11 protein-coding genes, 3 tRNA genes and 1 pseudogene are annotated in these 19,464 nt (G+C 73.1%); 4 read left to right on the top strand and 11 right to left on the bottom strand.

Going from position 1 to position 19,464, the window contains the following annotated elements; translation table 11 throughout:
• Positions 1–59 precede the first annotated feature (59 nt).
• The 3 genes from AB0L45_RS07010 to AB0L45_RS07000 form a co-directional block, all read right to left on the bottom strand.
• Positions 60–132: transfer RNA gene (locus AB0L45_RS07010), tRNA-Arg, on the bottom strand.
• A gap of 132 nt (positions 133–264) precedes the next feature.
• Positions 265–1,029 (bottom strand): HD domain-containing protein, encoded by a 765-nt coding sequence (locus tag AB0L45_RS07005; RefSeq protein WP_365836928.1) that lies wholly within the window; start codon positions 1,027–1,029, stop codon positions 265–267.
• 168 nt (positions 1,030–1,197) lie between these two features.
• Positions 1,198–1,288 (bottom strand) — tRNA-Ser (locus tag AB0L45_RS07000).
• A gap of 325 nt (positions 1,289–1,613) precedes the next feature.
• Here AB0L45_RS07000 and AB0L45_RS06995 point away from each other — a divergent pair.
• Entirely contained in the window at positions 1,614–2,099 is a 486-nt protein-coding gene (locus AB0L45_RS06995; protein ID WP_365836926.1) for an SSI family serine proteinase inhibitor, read from the top strand.
• 193 nt (positions 2,100–2,292) lie between these two features.
• A complete protein-coding gene (locus tag AB0L45_RS06990) occupies positions 2,293–6,630 on the top strand; it encodes a PAS domain-containing protein (RefSeq protein WP_365836924.1) in 4,338 nt (1,445 codons plus the stop codon).
• An 82-nt stretch (positions 6,631–6,712) separates the two neighbouring features.
• Here AB0L45_RS06990 and AB0L45_RS06985 read toward each other — a convergent pair whose 3' ends face one another.
• Entirely contained in the window at positions 6,713–8,365 is a 1,653-nt protein-coding gene (locus tag AB0L45_RS06985; RefSeq protein WP_365836922.1) for a long-chain fatty acid--CoA ligase, read from the bottom strand.
• 411 nt (positions 8,366–8,776) lie between these two features.
• Here AB0L45_RS06985 and AB0L45_RS06980 point away from each other — a divergent pair, with 411 nt between their 5' ends.
• Positions 8,777–9,616: an MOSC N-terminal beta barrel domain-containing protein gene (locus tag AB0L45_RS06980; RefSeq protein WP_365836920.1), complete on the top strand. Its 840-nt coding sequence runs from the start codon at positions 8,777–8,779 to the stop codon at positions 9,614–9,616.
• Between the two features lie 4 nt (positions 9,617–9,620).
• On the opposite strand, the gene AB0L45_RS06975 is transcribed toward AB0L45_RS06980, so the two are convergent.
• The 4 genes and pseudogenes from AB0L45_RS06975 to AB0L45_RS06960 all read right to left on the bottom strand — a co-directional run.
• Complete coding sequence (locus AB0L45_RS06975; protein ID WP_365836918.1) at positions 9,621–10,154, bottom strand: SigE family RNA polymerase sigma factor; 534 nt, start codon at positions 10,152–10,154, stop codon at positions 9,621–9,623.
• Between the two features lie 296 nt (positions 10,155–10,450).
• Positions 10,451–11,320, bottom strand: coding sequence for a DUF1906 domain-containing protein (locus AB0L45_RS06970; protein ID WP_365836916.1), 870 nt, complete (start codon positions 11,318–11,320; stop codon positions 10,451–10,453).
• 223 nt (positions 11,321–11,543) lie between these two features.
• Complete coding sequence (locus AB0L45_RS06965) at positions 11,544–12,710, bottom strand: lipid-transfer protein (protein WP_365836914.1); 1,167 nt, start codon at positions 12,708–12,710, stop codon at positions 11,544–11,546.
• Between the two features lie 533 nt (positions 12,711–13,243).
• Positions 13,244–14,170 (bottom strand): annotated as a pseudogene (locus tag AB0L45_RS06960) (OB-fold domain-containing protein); the annotation flags it as partial.
• Positions 14,171–14,464: 294 nt separating this feature from the next.
• On the opposite strand from AB0L45_RS06960, the gene AB0L45_RS06955 reads away from it, so the two are divergent.
• On the top strand, positions 14,465–15,478 hold the full coding sequence (locus tag AB0L45_RS06955) for a bifunctional DNA primase/polymerase (RefSeq protein WP_365836912.1): 1,014 nt from the start codon (positions 14,465–14,467) through the stop codon (positions 15,476–15,478).
• Positions 15,479–15,576: 98 nt separating this feature from the next.
• Here the strand turns inward: AB0L45_RS06955 and AB0L45_RS06950 are convergent, their stop codons facing one another.
• From AB0L45_RS06950 to AB0L45_RS06940, 3 genes are all read right to left on the bottom strand, one after another.
• Positions 15,577–16,863 carry a hypothetical protein gene (locus AB0L45_RS06950; protein WP_365836910.1) on the bottom strand — a complete coding sequence of 429 codons (1,287 nt, stop codon included), beginning with the start codon at positions 16,861–16,863 and terminating at the stop codon, positions 15,577–15,579.
• Between the two features lie 755 nt (positions 16,864–17,618).
• Positions 17,619–17,706 (bottom strand) — tRNA-Ser (locus AB0L45_RS06945).
• 43 nt (positions 17,707–17,749) lie between these two features.
• Positions 17,750–19,393, bottom strand: coding sequence for a trypsin-like peptidase domain-containing protein (locus tag AB0L45_RS06940; protein ID WP_365836908.1), 1,644 nt, complete (start codon positions 19,391–19,393; stop codon positions 17,750–17,752).
• Positions 19,394–19,464: the final 71 nt, after the last annotated feature.

Below are 19,464 nucleotides of genomic sequence, written 5' to 3'. Positions count from 1 at the left end.
TGCTGTACGGCACGACAAAGCCCCCGTCCGGATTACCCGGCGGGGGCTTTGACCTGCTGTGCGCTCGGCAGGATTCGAACCTGCAACCTTCTGATCCGTAGTCAGATGCTCTATCCGTTAAGCTACGAGCGCTTGGCTTTCCGGCGGTTTTTCTTGCCGGTCGGCGTTGCAGAAAGAACATTACACGAACCACGGCGTGAGGCGAAATCCGATTGACCCACCCCCTCTGACCTGCGGAAACGTTCCGCGGGGGGCGGGTGGGGGCTACTCGGGCCAGGGGGCGGAGTCGAGGATCCGTACGAAGTCCGGACGGGTGTGGTCCGGATCCAGGCGGGCCAGGACGTCGGCGGTGACGGTGCCGGTGGTGGTCGCGGGGCGGTGGGCGGTGCCTCGGTGGAGGGCGCGGAGGATGTGGCGCTTGAAGGCGGGGCGGGGGTGGGCCGTGAGGATCTCGGTGCGGGTCTCCGGCGGGAGGGTGTCGTAGCCGATGCCGAGGACGTCGAGTTCGTAGCCGGTGGCGAGGAGGGCGATCTCCGGGGCCATGCGGTGGGGGATCTCCGGCGTCGTGTGCAGGGCCACGGCCTCCCAGGCGAGGCGGGCGCGGTCCGGCGGGGCGCCGTGGGCGGTCAGGAAGCGGTGGGCCGCGTCGGCGCCGTCCAGTTCGAAGCGCTGCCGCGAGGAGCGGAACCGGTCGGTCAGGCCTACGCCGTGGAAGAGGGCGGCGATGTAGAGAAGTTCCGCGTCGAAGGGCAGGCCCTGGTCGCGGCCGTGCCGGGCGCCGAAGAGGTAGACGCGGCGGGAGTGGTGGTAGAGCAGCTCGTCGGTGGTGTCGCGGATCAGCTCGGTGGCCTCCCTGGCCAGGGCGGAGTCCGGGAGGGGGATGCCGGCGATGTGGGTGTGGGTGGTGTGGGAGGTGTGGGTTGCGCGGCGGGTGGAGGTGGAGGGGGAGGGGGAAGGGGTGAGGGTGGGTTGGAGGGGGTGGGGGTGCTGGTGGGGGTGGGGGCGGGAGCTTTCGGGGTCGGTCGGCATGGGGACAGGGTCGCTCGGGGGAGGGGGGCGCGTCCGGAAGGTTTCGGTCAGGTGTGGCGGGCGGAGCGCGGGGCGGCCGAGGTCCGTGCGGCGGGGGTGGCGGACCGGGCGCGGCGTAGAAAAGCGTTCAGGCCCTGGTCGTGATGACCAGGGCCTGAAGCGATGGAGCGGAGGCGGAGGGATTTGAACCCTCGATGGGCTTTAAAACCCAAACCGCATTAGCAGTGCGGCGCCATAGACCGGACTAGGCGACGCCTCCACACACCCCGACCGCGCGCAAGCGCGATGTGGCGTGACCAGATGATGGCACAGCTCGGCGGGCTGTCACCAATCGACCCCCACGGTACTCGGCAGACGGGCCGACCGGCAAAGGTCTTTACGGGGTGGTTCGGGGGTGTTCGGGAGGGGATCGGCGGTGTGAATCGAACGGGGGCCAAACAGCGGGCCGGGGGCGGGGCCGTGCGCAACGTCGGGACCGGCGGCGCGTTAGACGCTGCGGGGGCGGACGGGCCCCGGCAAGGGCGCCCGCGTACCGCCCCGCGCCACCGTCCCGTACCCCGCGCACCACCACCTTGGAGTCCGCGATGCTGTTCCGCCGGCTGTCCCGCTTCGCCACGGCTGCTGCCCCCGCCCTCACCGCCCTCACGCTGCTGGCTCCGGCCGGCGCGTCCGCCGCCCCCGCCGACCTCTCCGTCGGCTCCCCGTCCGCCACGGCTCCCGTGCCGCTGCTGACGCACTCCTCCGACCACCTCACGATCACGGTCAGCGACACCGGCAAGGCCGCCACGGACGGCACGTACGAGCTGTACTGCCACCCGGCGCGCGGCACCCACACCGACGCGCGCGGTGCCTGCGACAAGCTGGACAACCTGACGCGCTGGGGCAAGGACCTGTTCGCGGGCGTGCCCAAGGGCAGCAAGTGCACGATGCAGTACGGCGGCCCGGCCACCGCGCGGATCACCGGGACCTGGGCGGGGCGCACGGTCAACGCCCAGTTCAAGCGCACCGACGGATGTGAGATCAGCCGCTGGAACCGGTTCGTGCCGGTGCTGCCCTCGGTCGCTTCGTGACGGAGAAGCGGGCCAGTTCAGGACGCGGGGCACATGTCGGGCGTGCGACGAGTCGCACAATCCCGTGGCAGTACCTCCTCGTCATCCGTCTCCGCGTCCACATCCGGTGCCCGTAGACTCCCTTCCAGTGACCCGCTGCGGACGTGGCGGCGGGCTCGGCAAGGTGCGGTAACTGCAGGGAGGAAGCGTCGTCGTGAGCAGCAGGCCATCCCGAGGCGCTGCTCGCCTCGCAGCCATACTCGACGCATTGCCGGACGCGTTGCTGCTGGTGAACTGCAACGGCACGGTCGTCAACGCGAACGCCATCGCCCTGGAGACCTTCGAGGCCCCGGGCACCGCCCTGGTCGGCCGCGGCCTGCTGGACCTGCTGCCGTCCTTCGACTCCAAGCGCATCCCCGGTTCGATGCGGCGCCACGACGAGCAGGAGCAGGGCCCGCGGACGAAGCCCACCCGGATGGTGGCGCGGCGTACCGACGGCACCGAGCTGCTGGTCGAGGTGACCAGCGCGAACCTGGAGGACGGCCGTACGCCGTACGAGTCCGCCTTCGAGGCCGCGTACGCCGACCACCGCAACGGCTACACCGGCGACGAGCTGCTGATGCTCGTCGTACGGGACCTCACCGGCACGCTCGACACCGAGACCGAGCTGGCCCGCCAGCAGCGCCAGACCGAGATGATCCTGCGGGCCGCGGCCGAGGGCGTCGTCGGCGTCGACTCCGACGGCAAGGTCGTCCTCGTCAACCCGTCCGCCGCGCAGATCCTCGGCTACCGGGCCAGCGAGCTGGGCGGCAAGGAACTGCACCCGCTCATCCACCACTCGCGGGCCGACGGCACCCCGCTGCCCTGGGAGGAGACGCCGCTCGCCGACTCCCTGCGCTCCGGGCGCAAGCACCGGGTGCGCGGGCAGGCGCTGTGGGCCAAGGACGGCCGTTCGGTCCCGGTGGACCTGACGACCGCGCCGGTCCGCGACGGTGACCAGCTCGTCGGCGCGGTGATGACGTTCACCGACCGGCGCCCCTACGACGCGCTGGCCGCGCGCCACACGCAGCTGCTGGCCGTACTGGACCAGTCGCTGCGCGGCCCCCTGGAGGAGCTGAAGGCGGAGCTGGGCACGCTGGCGTCCGACCCGGCCGGCCAGCTGTGGCCGGAGGCCAACCAGATCCTGCACCACCTCGCCGCCGGGTACGCGCGGATGACGACGCTCGTCGACAACGTGCTGAGCTACCAGCGGCTGGACGCGGGCGGCGAACGGCTCACGCGCGCCAAGGCCTCGCTCGACGCGGTCGTGGCCGCCGGTGTCGAGGGCGCGATCGAGCTGATCGGCCCGGGCCGCGCCCAGTTCGCGGTGCACGCGCCGCCGATCGACGCCGAGGTCGACGCGGAGCGGCTGGCGCAGGCGCTGTCCCACCTGATCGCGGATGTCGCGGGCGTGGACGCCACGGGCAAGGCCGGAAGCGGCTCCGAGGCCGCTTCCGGGGACTCGACGATCGTGGTGGCCGCGGCACAGCGCGGCGAGGTCGTACGGATCGAGGTGCGCGGCCCGTACGGCGGCGGCAACCCGGTCCACGCGCCCATCGTGCGCGGCATCGTGCGGCAGCACGGCGGCGTGCTGCAGACGCACGCGGTGCCGGGCGCGGGCGGCAGCGCGTACGTACTGGAAGTGCCGGTGACGGCGGACGGCGCGCCGGTGTCGGGCGCCGCGGGCCCGGACCGGGCGCGCGAGGCCACGGGCAACGAGACGACCGTGATGCCGGTGCCCGCCGAGCGGGCCCGCGGGACGCAGGGGCAGGGTCAGCGGCAGGAGCAGGCGCAGGAGCAGGCGCAGGGCCGAGCGGAGGATCGGGGCGCCGGCGGGGCCGGGGGCCAGGGGGCCCAGGGGCAGCAGGGGCAGCAGGGACGCGCTCACGGGGTTGAAGGGGGCGCGGCCGGTCCCGGTGGGGCCGGAGGCCCCGTGGCGCCTGACGCCGCGGGTGGCGGTCCCGCCCGTACGGACGGTGGTGCCGAGGGCACGCCGACCGGGCGGCGCAGGGCGCGGAACGGTGACGTACCGGAACAGCAGCACCCGGGCGCAGGCCCCGCGGCGGCCGGGAACGGCCACGGGCAGGTGCCTCGGGCTCGCAACGAAGCCGATGCCGCCGGGCCGCAGGGCGCGGGTGGCCCCGGCGTAGGCGGTGCGGGCGCGGGAGCGGACTCAGGCGCGGGTACGGGGCCAGGTGCGGGCTCAGGCGCGGGTACGGGTTCAGGCGCGGGCGGTGGCGTGCGTCCGGGTACGGTGCCCGGCCCGGGGATGACCGGCGCGCCCGGGATGCCGCAGGGCATGGCCGGGGCCGAGGTCGTACCGCCGGGAGGCCGGCGCCAGGTGCAGCAGGACGTGCCGGAGGGCGGCGCACGGGCCGCGCTGCCGGCCGTCGCGAGCGGTCCGCAGGGGCAGGCACCGGCGCAGGGCCAGGTGCCGCCGTCCGGCCGCCGGGCGCGCAGGGCGCTGGCCGACACGGCCGAGCGCACCGTCCCCCACCAGTCGCAGGCCCCCGCCCGTACCGCGCACTCGGCCTTCGCGCTGCCGCCCGCAGCCGCCGACCAGCTTCCACAATCCCCGCTGCCCGGGGTGCCGGTCCTGCCCGGACAGAATTCCGGTCAGCATTCCGGCCAGAACTCCGGCCAGAACTCCGGCCGGGACTCCGGCCAGGTCGACGGGCCGCAGAACGGCACAGGTACGGGTGCGGGTACGAGTACCGGTACGGACGCGAGCGCGGGCAGCGGTACGGGCCGACGCCGCGCCCGCCCCGGTACGGCGGACGCGGCCGGCGATCCGGCCGGCGCGGTGCCCGAGCCGGGTGCGCCTGAAGGTGGCTGGGGCCCGGAGCCGACCGGCCGACGCCGTGCGCGTCGGGCCGCCGCCGAGGAGCGGGCCGCTGCGGCGATGGCTGACTCGGAGTCGACGGGTACGTTCGTCGCCGGTCCGGAGGGGCTGGTGGCGCACCCCATCGAGGGCGGGCCCACGGCCGGTCCTGGTGCTGCCCCGATGGCCGGTCCCGGCAGCGCTCCGGCGGCCACGGACGGTCCGCCCGCCCCGACCGGGCGGCGGCGTGGGCGCCCCAGCCCGGTGGAGGGCGAGCAGGGCGGGCAGGCGGGCCAGTCCCCCGTACCGGCTCCGTCCGACCCGGCCGCCGCCCGACAGGCCATGCCCGCGCCCGCCTCCCCGGAGGCCGCGGAGGCCGCGGAGGGTGACGCCATGGCGGGTGGGCCCGGCGCGGGTCACTCCCACGGGCGCGCGTTCAGTGTGCGTACGCTCGGGCAGGGTGTGCCGTTCTCGCAGCAGCTCGCCGAGCAGCAGCGTCCGGGCGCGCCCGGAGGGGCCGTACCCGGAACGCCCGTGCCCGGAGGGGCCGTACCTGGAGGGGCCGTGCCTGGAGGGCCCGTACCCGCGGGTTCCGCCCCCGGTGCCCCCGCCGCCGGCTCGGGCCGCCGTCGCAAGCTGGCGCAGCCGCCGCAGGAGGGGGAGCGTACGGCCGCGTCCGACGCCGCCCCCGCCGAGGCCAGGCCGCACCCGCAGCCCGGCGCCCACGCGCCGGGACAGCCGCATCCTCAGTCCCAGACCCAGCCCCAGGCCCATGCGCAACCCCAGCCCCAGCCTCAGCAGCACCAGCCGCATCAGCAGCATCAGCAGCACCTGCTGAACGCCTCGGAGGGGCGCGCGTTCGCCGTCTCCGCGCCCGACGAGGGCAGCGAGGGCCCCGAGCCGCTGGACGGGCCGAACGGCGCCGTCGAGGTGACCGAGCCGCAACCGCAGCCGATGGACGACGAGTTGCCGCCGGAGCCGCTGGACAATCCGCGCCGGCTGCTGGTCTGGCCCGCGCCGGACGTCTCCACCCAGCAGGCACTGAGCGACCGCGGCTACCGTCCGGTCATCGTCAACTCCCGCGAGGAGGTGGACGCGCAGATCGCCGCGTACCCGGCGGCGCTGTTCGTCGACCCGCTGACCGGGCCGATCACCCGTACCGCGCTCCAGTCGCTGCGTACGGCGGCGGTGGCGGCCGAGGTGCCGGTCCTGGTCACGGCCGGGCTCGGCCAGGCGACCCGGGAGGCCGCGTACGGGGCCGACCCGGCCGTACTCCTCAAGGCGCTCGCCCCGCGCGACAGCGAGCAGCACCCGCCCCGGGTGCTGCTGACCGAGGAGAACGACGCGGTCGCCGGAGCGCTGACCGCCTCGCTGGAACGGCGCGGCATGCAGGTCGCCAGGGCGGCGACGGACGCGGACGCGGTCACGCTCGCGGCCCAGATGCGCCCGAACCTGGTGGTGATGGACCTGATGCAGGTACGCCGCCGCCGGGCCGGGATCGTCGACTGGCTGCGTTCGAACGGCCTGCTCAACCGCACCCCGCTGGTCGTCTACACCTCGGCGGACCTCGACCCGGCCCAGCTGCCGCGCCTCGCGGCGGGCGAGACCGTGCTGTTCCTGGCGGAACGCTCGACGAGCGCCGAGGTCCAGGCCCGGATCGTCGACCTGCTCGCGAAGATCGGTACGAACTGAGCGGACGCGTCACCCGGCCGGGACAGCACGAGCGGCCCCGGCCGGTACGCGAACCCGGAGGCGACGGCGGTACGCCGCCGCCTCACCCCACCCGGGTGACCGTCAGCTCCCCGTCCGCGTACTGCTTGCGCAGCACCTTCTTGTCGAACTTGCCGACGCTGGTCTTCGGCACGGCCGCCACCGCCGTCCACCGCTCCGGGAGCTGCCAGCGCGCCACCCGCTCGCCGAGGAAGGTGCGCAGCTCCTCGAACCCGGCGCTCGCGCCGTCCCGCAGCACCACGGCGGCCAGCGGGCGCTCGCCCCACTTGTCGTCCGGTACGGCCACCACCGCCGCCTCCGCGACCTCCGGGTGGGCCATCAGGTGGTTCTCCAGCTCGACCGAGGAGATCCACTCGCCGCCGGACTTGATGACGTCCTTGGCGCGGTCGGTCAGGGTCAGGTAGCCGTCCGGCGTGATCGTGCCGACGTCGCCGGTACGCAGCCAGCCGTCGGGGCTGAACTTGTCCTCCGGGCGCAGGTCGGCGCCGTCCGCGCCCCCGTAGTACGCGCCCGCGATCCACGGCCCCCGTACCTCCAGCTCGCCCGCCGCCTCCCCGTCCCACGGCAGGTGCTCGCCGTCGGGGCCGACCAGCCGGGCCTCCACGGAGGCGGGGAAGCGGCCCTGCATCGCGCGGTAGGCCCACTCCTGCTCGCCGCTCACACCGGCCGGCGGGTGCGAGACCGAGCCCAGCGGGGAGGTCTCGGTCATGCCCCACGCGTGGACGACGCGCAGCCCGTGCCGCTCCTCGAAGGCGCGCATCAGGGCCGGGGGACACGCGGAGCCGCCGATGACGACGTTGCGCAGCGAGGTGACGTCCCGCTTGGTGGCGTCCAGCTCGCCGAGCAGGCCCTGCCAGATGGTGGGCACGGCGGCCGCGACGGTCGGCCGTACCGTCTCGATCATCTCGGCGATCGGCCCCGGCTGGAGGAAGCGGTCCGGCATCAGCAGGGAGGAGCCCGCCATGAAGGCGGCGTGCGGCAGGCCCCAGGCGTTCACATGGAACATGGGCACTACAGGCATCGCGGTGTCCTGGCCGCCCAGCGCGAACGCCTCGGCGTTGTTGACCTGCATGGAGTGCAGGTAGAGGGAGCGGTGGCTGTAGGCCACGCCCTTCGGATCGCCGGTGGTGCCGGAGGTGTAGCAGAGCGCGGCGGCCTCGCGTTCGTCGATCTCCGGCCAGTCGTAGCGCTGCGGACGGCCGGCGATCAGGTCCTCGTACTCATGGACGCGGGGCCGGACCCCTTCCAGTACGGAACGGTCGCCGGCGCCCGACACGACCACGTGCTCGACCCTCGGCAGGTGCGGCAGCAACGGGGCCAGCAGCGGCAGCAGCGAGCCGTTGACCAGCACGACCCGGTCCGCGGCGTGGTTGACGATCCACACCAGCTGTTCGACGGGCAGGCGCAGGTTGAGGGTGTGGAGCACGGCGCCCATGGAGGGGATGGCGAGGTACGCCTCCAAGTGCTCGGCGTTGTTCCACATCAGGGTGGCGACGCGTTCGTCGCCGTCGACGCCCAGTTCGTCGCGGAGCGCGTGGGCAAGCTGGGCGGCACGGGTGCCGACCTCCGCGTAACTGCGGCGGTGCGGTTCGCCGTCACCGGTCCAGGTGATCACCTCGGCCCTTCCGTGGATCGTCGCGCCATGCGTCAGGATCCGCGAAACGGTCAGGGGTACGTCTTGCATCGTGCTCTGCACCGGGAGCCTCCCCATAGGGTGCGCCTGTTACGCGCGGGTAAGTTCCTGGCGATTGTGCTGGTGTTCCTCGCGGTATGTCACTACCCGGCGAGTGCGTAATCAGCCGTTGTCCCGGTGCCCGGCGGGCTCGGCACACCGCCGGTGAGCGGCACGGCGGCACACCGGCTGCCGCGTGCGGCGGGCCGCGATCAGGCCATCTTCGCCATGTCCGGGGCGGCCGCCGCCGGTTCTCCCGGACCCGAGCCAGAAGAGCCCCCCGCCCTGGTCCCAGCTCCGGTACCAGGCCTGGCTCCAGCCCCGGTACCAGCCCTGGCTCCAGCCCTGGCGTTCCTGTCCCCTATCACGCGGTATGTGACCCGTGCACCGAGAAATCAGGAGTCTCGGGCGCTACGGTCATGGCAGCCTGGGGGTATGGGGACGATGGTGGGAACGGTGACCACGCTGTGGCGTTATCCGGTGAAATCACTGCTGGGTGAGGAGGTGCCGGACGCCTCGGCGGACGCCCGCGGGCTGGCCGGGGACCGCGGGTTCGCCCTGGTGCACACGACATCCGGCCGGGTCGCCAGCGCCAAGAATCCACGGCTGTGGCGCGACTTGCTGAAGTTGCGGGCAGAGATCATCGACGACGCCGTACGGATCACGCTCCCCTCCGGCCGCACCGTACGGTCCACCGACGCACACGTGGACAGGACGCTCTCGGCGCACCTCGGGCAGCCCGTCACACTGACCGGCACGCCGCCCGAGAAGGCCACGCTGGAGCGCTCCCGGCCCGAGGAGGTCCTGGCGGCCGGGGCGGCGGCCGAGGTGGCGCACGAGACCCTGGAGATCGCCGCGCAGGCCCCGCCCGGCACCTTCTTCGACTTCGCGCCGCTGCACCTGATCACCCGCGCCACCCTCGACCGGATCACCGAACTCGGCCCCCGGCCCACCACCGTCGAGGCCGAGCGCTACCGCCCCAACATCGTCATCCGCACCGAGGCCGCCGGCTTCGTCGAGAACGACTGGCCCGGCCGCGAACTGCGCATCGGCGCCGAACTCACCCTCCGGATCGTGGCCCGCACCCCACGCTGCGCCGTACCGACACTGGAACACGGCAGACTGCCGCGCGACCCGGACGCCCTGCGGGTACCGGCGCGGCACAACCGGGTGGTGCCGATGGAAGGCATGGGGCCGGAGCCGTGCGCGGGCGTGTACGCGCAGGTCGTACGGCCGGGGCGGATTCGGCAGGGGGACGCGGTGCGGGTGGTGTGACGGGCTACGCCGCGACGGACAGTTCCGGGTCCTCACGGAGCTTGGCCAGGGCCCGGGAGACCGCGCTCTTGACCGTACCGACGGAGACCCCGAGCACCTCCGCCGTCTGCGCCTCACTGAGGTCCTCGTAATAGCGGAGCACGACCATGGCCCGCTGCCGCGCCGGCAGCCGCAGCACCGCCCGCCACATCGCGTCCCGCAGCACCTGGGCCTCGGCCGGGTCGGGCGCCGGCACCGGGTCGGGCTCGGGTATCTCCTCGCAGGCGAACTCGTCGACCTTGCGCTTGCGCCACTGCGAGGTGCGGGTGTTCAGCAGGGCGCGGCGCACGTAACCGTCGAGCGCCCGGTGGTCCTCGATCCGCTCCCACGCCACGAATGTCTTGGTCAGCGCGGTCTGCAGCAGGTCCTCGGCGTCGCTCGGGTTCGCGGTGAGCGAGCGGGCGGTCCGCAGCAGCACCGGCCCGCGGGCCCGTACGTACGACGTGAACGACGGGAACACAGCGGCGCGGGAGGCGCTGGTGCACACTGGCGTGGTCATGGTCCAACGCTAGAAGCGCGAGGGGCCGTGACGGATCGCCCCCAGGTGCCGAAGGGCCCTCCCTCTCAAGTTGTACGGGTGGGGTTGCCCCCACCTCCTAAAGGCGGACAGCCACTCGTCCCCCGTCAGGGTCGCTGTCCCACTTTCGTCAGATGCCCGGCCGGTCCCGGACACGTCCCGGGCAGGCCTCGGGCAGGTCCCGGACACGTCCCGGGCAGGTCCCGGACCGACTTTCGTCAGGGGCCCCGGGCGGGTGCCGGGGCCCCGTCGCTGGGCGGCATGGCCGCTCAGCCGATCTAGTTGATCACGGCGACCGGTGCGTCCACCTGGTTGCGGTCGATGACCATCCTGCGGCCGCCGTGCGTCTCGGCGACGTTGCCCGCGTACTGGTGGATCCGCCGGTGCGGGCGCCACGCCTTGCCGGACAGTTCGGGCTCGCCGTACAGGTTCGGCCTGGTGTGCCAGCGCGCGAACCACATCACCGTCGGCAGGTCCCGCGTCCCGGCCTGCCGCGCCCGCTCCATGTGCCGTACGCCGGAGTCGGCGCTGCTGTAGAAGCCCGGCACGTAGCCCTGGCGGGCGGTCTCCCGGTTCCAGGCCCGGATGTAGGCCAGTGTCGTACGGGTGCAGGCCGCGTCGCGCAGGCTGTACGCCTCCATGTCCAGGTACAGCGCGCTGTCCGGGGCGATGCCCAGCGCCTTGGCGCGGCGTACCGCGTCCTGCGCCTCGCCCGTGCCGGTCTCCGCCGGGCGGCTGCCGATGGTCACCTTGCGCTTGTGCTTGTTGACGACGCAGGGCGCCTGCGAGCCGACGTACAGCGGCAGCAGCCGCCATCCCGCGTCGTGGGCCGCGCGTACCCAGTCGCGGGTGAGGTTGGGCTGGTTGGGGCAGGCCCGGCCGCGTCCGCCGAAGTAGATGCCGACGCCCCGGTATTTGGAGCCCTTCCAGGCCTGGAGCGTGCTCTGCGAAGGCGTCTTGCAGGTGTCGAACGCCCAGCCCTGGAACACGTTCGGGCCGCGTGGACCGGCCCGGTCGGGCTCCGCGCCGGCGGCCGGGGCGAGGAGTGTGGCCAGCAGACCGAGCAGGCCGGTGAGGCCGGTCAGGGCGGTGAGCAGGACGGTGGGGCGCTGGGCGCTCCGTCGGATGATCCTCTTTGTCGATCCCATACCCGGAGTCAAAGTGCGGTCCAGGGGCGCCGCGCGCCGGACACGCCACTGGCCGCGTGCATTCAATCTTCCGGGTGCTTTTTTCGGGGTGGTGTTCGAAGGGCTGTGGGAGGGGGAGGGGGAGGGGGAGGGAGCGATGTGGGGGGCGGTGTGGGGGGCGATGTGGGGGGCGATGTGGGGGGGCAGGTCCCGGTGAGCAGGGGGGGAAGGGGGCGGGCTGGGCTCAGTGGTCGGATCCGAGCAGCAGGCCGGAGGTCGGTACGCCCGTACCGGCGGTGACCAGTACGCGCGCGGCGCCAGGCACCTGATTGACCGAGGTGCCGCGGAGCTGCCGTACCGCCTCCGCGATCCCGTTCATGCCGTGCAGGTACGCCTCACCCAGCTGCCCGCCGTGCGTGTTGAGCGGCAGGCCGCCCTCGGCGACGAAGTCCGCCGCCTCGCCCGGCGCGCAGAAACCGAACTCCCCCAGCTGCATCAGCACGAACGGCGTGAAGTGGTCGTACAGGATGCCGACGTCGATGTCCGCCGGGCGCAGTCCGCTGGTCCGCCAGAGCTGCCGCGCCACGACCGCCGACTCCGGCAGGCCGGTCAGGCCGTCCCGGTAGTAGCTGGTCATCTGCTCCTGGGCGCGGCCCGCGCCCTGTGCCGCGGCCCGGATCACAGCGGGCGGCCGCCGCAGGCCGCGGGCCCGTTCGAGCGAGGTGACGACGAGGGCCTGGCCGCCGTCGGTCTCCTGGCAGCAGTCGAGCAGCCGCAGCGGTTCGACGATCCAGCGGGACGCGGCGTGGTCGGCGAGGGTGATCGGCCTGCCGTAGAAGTACGCGGCGGGGTTACGCGCGGCATGCCGCCGTCCGACGACCGCGACCTGCCCGAACGCCTCCGGGGTGAGCCCGTACGCGTACAGGTACCGCTGGGCCGCCATGGCCACCCAGGAGGCGGGCGTCAGCAGCCCGGCGGGCAGGTTCCAGCCGAGCGCCGCGCCCTCGGCGGACGGTTCGCGCCGCTGCACGCCGGCGCCGAAGCGGCGGCCCGAACGCTCGTTGAACGCCCGGTAGCAGACGACGACCTCGGCGATCCCGGCGGCGACCGCGAGGGCCGCCTGCTGGACGGTCGCGCAGGCCGCGCCGCCGCCGTAGTGGATGCGGGAGAAGAAGGACAGCTCACCGATCCCGGCCGCCTGGGCGACGGTGATCTCGGGACTGGTGTCCATCGTGAAGGTGACCATGCCGTCGACGTCCCCTGGGCCGAGCCCGGCGTCGTCCAGGGCGGCCCGTACGGCCTCGACGGCCAGCTTCAGCTCGCTGCGGCCGGAGTCCTTGGAGAACTCGGTGGCGCCGATCCCGGCGATGGCGGCCCGGCCGCCGAGAGTGTCCGCGCGGCGGAGGCTCATGGCGTGGCCCCCGGGTCCGTACCGGGCACCAGGACGGTCACCGTGCCGGTGACGTGGTGGCCGAGGCGATTGGTGCCCACGATGCGTACGACAGCCGTGTCACCCTCCTGGGTGCGGACCGTGCCGCGTAACTCCATGACGTCCCCCGGGTAGTTCGGCGCGCCGAGCCGGATGGCGACCTTGCGGAGCACGGCGCGGGGGCCGAAGCAGTCGGTGATGTAGCGGCCCACGAGACCGTTCGTGGTCAGGATGTTCATGAAGATGTCGGGGGAGCCCTTGGCCCTGGCCGCCTCGGCGTCGTGGTGCACGTCCTGGTAGTCCCGGGAGGCGATCGCGCCGGCGACGATGAGGGTGCGGGTGATGGGGGTGGTGAGTGGGGGGAGGGGGGTGTCTGTTTGGGGAGGTGGGGGGTGAGGGGCGGTGTGGTTGGTGTCGTCGTCTGCGTCGTTGGCGTCGTTGGCGTCGTTGGCGTCGTCATCGTTGGCGACCTGGCCGGCACCGTGTTGGTGGCCGCCATGATTGCCGTCGCCGCTGAAGACGGGCAGCACCAGCCCCTCCTCCACCGTCCGGAACTCCAGCCGTACGGGCATCCCGACGCGCACCTCATCCGGCGGCACTCCGACCACTTCGGCCACCACCCGTACCCCCTCGGCGAGTTCGACGAGCCCGACCGCGTACGGCGGGTCGAAGGCCGGGAAGGGCGGGTGGTGCAGCACGACGTACGAGAAGACCGTGCCGGAACCGGCGGCCTCCACGGTGTCCCAGCCCGTGCCGCCGCAGCGGTTGCACCCCGGTAGCCAGGGGAAACGGAGCGTCGCGCAGTCGGTGCAGCGCTGGATGAGCAGCTGGTGGCGGGCAACTCCGTCCCAGAAACCGGCGTTGTCACGGTTGATCACGGGGCGGGGACGGCGAGGCCGGTCACGGGGCGCGGGCGGGGCCGGAGGGCCTTCTCCGTGCCGGGTGCGGGCGGCGGGGGCGTACTTGAGGATGCGGAAGCGGTGCAGCCCGGCCGGTTCACCGTTCGCCCGTACGTCCATGCGCGTCGTGACGAAGTACCCGGTGCCCAGCTTCGTGGCCTTGCGCGGGGAGACCGACTCGATGACGGAGTCGAAGGTGACGCGGTCGCCGGGGCGGAGCGGGCGCAGGTACTCCTGCTCGCAGTCGGTCGCGACGACGGAGGTGCAGCCGGACTCGTCCAGCAGGGCGAAGAGCGCCTCGTGCGCCGTCGAACGGCCCGGGTGCCCGGAGAGACCGCCCATGGTCCACGCCTGCAGCATGGTGGGCGGGGCGATGGCGTCGGGGCCCTGGTACGCGGGGTTGGTGTCGCCCATGGCCTCGCACCAGTGCCGGATCATCGGTGCGTTCACGGGGTCCTTGCCCTCGCCGGCGGTGACGGCGGCCTGGCCTTCGAGGGCCTTCAGCCGTACGTACAGATCGTCGTCGGCGGCGGGTGCGGGCATGCGTGAGGTCCCGTCCACGGCCACGTTCCCGGTCAGGTTCTCGGCCACGTCCTCAGCCACGTTGTCGGCCCCCACTCCGGCTGCCGGCTTGTACAAGAAGGCACGAAGAGCTTCTGACTGTCCGTCAGGAAGCTCACCCAGTCAAGAGGCGGCTAAAGCCTCCCGACATCCGGCATCCGCCCCGCCCCCATCCCCGTCCCCACCCCCATCCCCAGCTCGCCCCGTTACAGCCTTTCCCGGCCGATCTCTCCGTCCCCCCTTCCCTGAATCGAACGCACATACGAAAATAGATCTATGGCCTCTCCCCACATCACCGCCACCGGAAGCCATCCCACCCAGCTCGCCGAGCAACCCGCCGGACAGCCCGTCGAACACCCCGCCGGAAGGCCCGCCGAACAACCCGCCCGGCGCAGCCCCAACAGTCCCCGCACCACCCACCGCAGCGACGACCACGCCACAGCCCTGACCCACGCCCTCGTCGCCGCCGGCCGCGGCTACTCCGTCATCCCGCTCACCCGCGCCAAACTCCCCGCCGTACGCTCCCCCCACCACGCCGACCGGTCCCCGCACCCCTGCCGCGGCGCCTGCGGCCGTCCCGGGCACGGCATACACGACGCGACCTCGGACCCGCTCGCCGTACGCCGCCTCTTCGCGGCCGCGCCCTGGGCCACCGCGTACGGCATCGCCTGCGGCGTCCCCCCGCACCACCTCATCGGCATCGACCTGGACACCAAGCACGGCGCGGACGGCCTCACCGCCCTACGGCTGCTCGCCGCGGAGCACCACTTCACCCTCCCGCCCACCGTCACGGTCCACACCCCGAGCGGCGGCCGCCACCTCTACTTCTCCGGCCCGCCCGCACCGCCCGTACCGAATTCCGCGGGCCGGCTCGCCCCGGGCATCGACATCCGCGGGACCGGCGGCTACCTGGTCGGCCCCGGCTCCCGTACCTCCCGCGGCACGTATCACCTCGCCCCCGGCACCCCGCGGACCCCCGCACCCGCCCCGGCCGCGCTCATCGACCTCCTCCCGCCCCAAACGCCGCCCCACCCACACCCCCACTCCCTCCACCACCCGTCAGCCCAGCCGTCCCCTCCGCCACACCCCCACCCGGCTCCCGCGCTGCTCCGCTTCGTCCGCACCTCCCCGGACGGCCAGCGCAACGCCCGCCTCTTCTGGGCCGCCTGCCGCGCCTACGAGTCGGGCCTGGGCCAGGAGATGGCCACCGCCCTGACCACCGCCGCCCTCCACACCGGCCTCACCGAACGCGAAGCCCGCGCCACCATCGCCTCGGCCGCCCGCCACTGAACCGCTACGCCCCGCCCGCCCCTGCCCCTACGGGTGAGCTCTGGCAGCACACCGCCACCAGAGCTCCCCCACGCCCCCACAGTCACAGGAGTCTCCGCTCAACCGACCCTCGTCAACCGGGCCCCGAACGACGGCCCCGCCATGTCCTTCTGCAACGCGACCGGGACCGTCGCCCGGCCCGCACCGCTGTCCGCACCGCTCCCCACACTCAGCCGGCCGACGACGGTACCGGCCTTCCCCTCGTGCGGTACGGCCGAGCGGTCGCCCGCGTCGACCGAGAACTCCGCCTTCATCCCGGGCCACCCGACAGCCGTCAGGCTCTCGGTGGCGACCACGGGCGTCCGCCCGCCGAGACCGTCGTCGACATGACCGACCACATCGCCCTTCTTGACCACGGTGGCCGACGTCAGGGCGTCCTGCACCGCCCGGATCATGGTGTAGCTCCGGTCGAGTACGAGGTCGAGACTGTTCTGGGCGTTGGGGTCCAGCCCCTTGAAGTGCTGGTCCATCGTCACGCCGACAACGGTCCGCGGCTTCCCGTCGACCGTCCGCCGCGCCGCCCACATCAGGGCGCCACCGGCCGGGCTGCTCGACCCCGTCTTGACGCCCAGCACTCCGGTTCCCTTGACCAGCAACGGGCTGTTGTTGTTCTCCAGCCGCTCACGCAGGCCGGGGACCTCCGCGTTGGGCATCGCGACGATCTTGCGGATGACCTCGTTCCGCATGACGGCCTCGGCCAGCTTCAGCTGATCGGCCGCCGTGCTCTTCGTGCTCTCCGCGAACCCGCTGGGGTCGGTGTACGTGGTGTTCGTCATCCCCAGGGCCTTGGCCTCGGCGTTCATCTTGGCGACGAAGGCGGCCTCGGACCCCGCGTCCCAACGTGCCACCAGCCGCGCGATGTTGTTGCCGGACGGTATGAGCACCATCTGCAACATCTGGAACTCGCTGAACGTCTGTCCCTTACGGACATCGACCCGCGACTGATCCTTGGCCGCCGCCTCCTTGGCGGCCTGCGTGTCCACCGCGATCTTCGGCCCTTGCTCACCGGCCTTCAACGGGCGGTCCTTCAGGACGACGTACGCCGTCATCACCTTCGCCACACTCGCCGTCGGCACGGGCTTCTGCTCCCCGTACACCCCCACGTCACCCACACCGACGACCCGTACGGCCGCCTGCCCCTCCCCCGGCCACGGCACCTGGAACCTGCCGCCCGCGAAGCTGTACGACGCCTTTTCCCCCAGCGCGAGCGTCGGATCGGGCAACGGCCGCACCTGCTGAACGACGACCACCACGATCAACAGCAGCACCACCAACGGTGCCCAGATCTTGACCCGCCGGCCCACCGTCCGCAGCGGCGTCTCAGGCGGCGGCGGAGTATTCGTCAACTCCGCCAACAACTCCAACGGCGGCACCGGCGGAACCGGCGGCAACGGCTGCTGCTTGGTCCGCTCAGACGCGGGCAGGGGAACGGCGGAGCCGGGCGCCGGGGTGGGCTTGGAGGCGGGGGCAGAGGCCGGAACAGGAGCAGGAGCAGGGCCGGAATCGGAAACAGCCTTCGTGGGAGCAACAGCGGCAACGACCAGCTCAGCCGTGCCAGCACCCGCACCCCCGGCAGGCCTCACCCCAACAGCCGCCTCCTCCACCTCGGCCTTCGTCTCAGCCTTCGCCTCGACCTCCGCCTCGACCTCCGCCTCGGTCTTCACCTGAACCGCCGCCTCAGCCTTCCCCTCACCCCCCGCGTCAGCCTTCTCCTCAGTCTCCTCAGCCTTCGCGCCCGAGCCCTCGCTTACAGGCTCATCACCCGGCTTGTCACCCGACGGGCCCTCGGACTCAGCCTCACGCCCAGCGACCGCCTCCGCCCCGTTTAACCCTGCCGGCCCCGCGCTCACCGCCCGCGTACCGCGCTCCCCCGGTGGCGCCCCCTCCGACTCCTCGTCCCGCTTCTTCGACGTGTCAGGGGTCGCGCCCGCCACCGGTGTCTCCTCGTCTCGATACAGCTCCGTAGATCAAGAGGGGAACGACATTCCACCGGTTCCCGACGAACCCGACCAGCCGTACGAAGGACGCCGTCCGCACCACAACGCACCGCGCCCCCGACCGGAATTCCTGGTCGGGGGCGCTTCGCTCACACTGGGAGCTGCGGAGGCTGTGGGATTTGAACCCACGGTGAGGGGTTACCTCACGACAGTTTTCAAGACTGTTCCCTTAGGCCGCTCGGGCAAGCCTCCCCGCGCACCGCGTGGACGGTGGCGCGGGGATCAGACTAGCGCGTCACTTGTCGCCTGTGCGTTGGCCCAGGGTCACCTGGGCGGTCTGCTCCTTGCCGCCGCGCTTGAAGGTGAGGGTGACCTTGTCGCCCGGCTTGTGCTGGTAGATGGTGCTGATCAGGGTCGGGCCGCTGTCGATGATGGTGTTGTCGAGCTTGGTGATCGTGTCGCCGGGCTTCAGGCCGGCCTTGTCGGCGGGGCCGTTCGGGACGATCGCGGCGGAGCCGTCGGCGCCGCCGTTCTGAGGAATGGTCGCGCCGTCGCCGGTGTCGCGCATCAGGACCTGGGCGCCGATCTGCGGGTAGACCGGCTGGCCCTTCTTGATCAGGTCGCCCGCGACCCGCTTGGCCTGGTCGATCGGGATGGCGAAGCCGAGGCCGATGCTGCCGGACTGGCTCTCGCCGCCGAATCCGCCGCCGCCGTTGCCCGCGGACTGGATGGCCGAGTTGATCCCGATGACGCTGCCGGTGGCGTCCATCAGGGGGCCGCCGGAGTTGCCCGGGTTGATCGAGGCGTCCGTCTGGAGGGCGCTCATGTACGAGGGGGTGGCGCCGCCGCCGTCGCTGGAGGCCACCGGGCGGTTCTTGGCACTGATGATGCCGGTGGTGACCGTGCCGGAGAGGCCGAAGGGCGCGCCGATGGCGATGGTCGCGTCGCCCACCTGGACGTTGGCGGACTTGCCGAGCGGGAGGGGGACGAGGTTGGCGTCCGAGGGGTTCTTGAGCTTGATGACGGCGACGTCGTAGCCCTGGGCCCGGCCGATGACCTCGGCGTCGTACTTCTTGCCGTTGGAGAACGTGGCGGTCAGCCGGCCGCCCTGGGCCGCGCTGGCGACGACGTGGTTGTTGGTGAGGATGTGGCCCTGCTTGTCGTAGACGAAGCCGGTGCCGGTGCCACCCTCGCCGGACGCGCCCTGCGCCTCGATCGTCACCACGCTGGGCAGCGCCTTCTGCGCTATCCCGGAGACGGAGGTGGGCTTGCGGTTGAGCGCCTCGGGGTCGCCGGAGGCGGAGACGGTCGTCGAGTTCGCGTCACTGCGGTTGGCGGCCCAGAAGCCGATGCCGCCGCCGATGCCGCCGGCCACCAGCGCGGCGACGAGTACGGCGGCGATCAGGCCGCCGTTGCGGCGCTTCTTGGGCGCGGGCGCACCCGGGGCGCCCCACACGCCGTCCGGGCCGCCCGCGCCGCCGCCTCCGTAACCGGGCGGGGGGCCACCCCAGCCGCCCGCGGAGGCGTCGTGAGCCGCCGTCCCGTACGGAGGCGGCGTGGTGTGGTGGGAGGGGGCGGTGGGAGAGGCGGTGGGAGGGGTGCCTTCGCCGTGGGGGTGGGAGTGGCCGGCCGTCGGTGCGAACTCCGGCGGCGGGGGTGCGGACGGCGGCGTCGAGGCGGGCGCGGGCACCGGGGCGGAAGCGGGCGCGGGGGCGGCTCTCGGGGTGTCCTGCGCGTCGCGCGCGCCCGGCGCGGCCGATGTGTCACGCGCCCCCGCTGCCTCCGCGGCGCCCTTCGCCTCCGGCGTGCCCGCCGCGTCCCGCGCACCCGCGCCGTCCGAAGGACGCGCACCGGACTCGGGTGCGCTGTCCGACGCCTGGGGCGCCGACGGCGGCTGGGCCTCCGGCGGGACGGCGGCGCCCTCGTTCTCGGTGCTCACGGCTCTCTCCTCAGCTTCACGACGGTGCCGGGCCACAGCCCGGCCTCTCCTTCAGGATGCGGTCCGGTGTC

Source organism: Streptomyces sp. NPDC052496, assembly GCF_040679095.1.
In the GTDB taxonomy this organism is placed as follows: domain Bacteria; phylum Actinomycetota; class Actinomycetes; order Streptomycetales; family Streptomycetaceae; genus Streptomyces.
Note: the sequence above shows the minus strand (reverse complement) of the source record. Positions and strands in the feature narration are given on the sequence as shown.

Bases quoted from the DNA above. Each gene is read 5' to 3' on its own strand.
- AB0L45_RS07005 (WP_365836928.1), bottom strand. From the start codon at position 1,029: ATGCCGACCGACCCCGAAAGCTCCCGCCCCCACCCCCACCAGCACCCC.
- AB0L45_RS06995 (WP_365836926.1), top strand. From the start codon at position 1,614: ATGCTGTTCCGCCGGCTGTCCCGCTTCGCCACGGCTGCTGCCCCCGCC.
- AB0L45_RS06980 (WP_365836920.1), top strand. From the start codon at position 8,777: ATGGGGACGATGGTGGGAACGGTGACCACGCTGTGGCGTTATCCGGTG.
- AB0L45_RS06975 (WP_365836918.1), bottom strand. From the start codon at position 10,154: ATGACCACGCCAGTGTGCACCAGCGCCTCCCGCGCCGCTGTGTTCCCG.
- AB0L45_RS06970 (WP_365836916.1), bottom strand. From the start codon at position 11,320: ATGGGATCGACAAAGAGGATCATCCGACGGAGCGCCCAGCGCCCCACC.
- AB0L45_RS06965 (WP_365836914.1), bottom strand. From the start codon at position 12,710: ATGAGCCTCCGCCGCGCGGACACTCTCGGCGGCCGGGCCGCCATCGCC.
- AB0L45_RS06955 (WP_365836912.1), top strand. From the start codon at position 14,465: ATGGCCTCTCCCCACATCACCGCCACCGGAAGCCATCCCACCCAGCTC.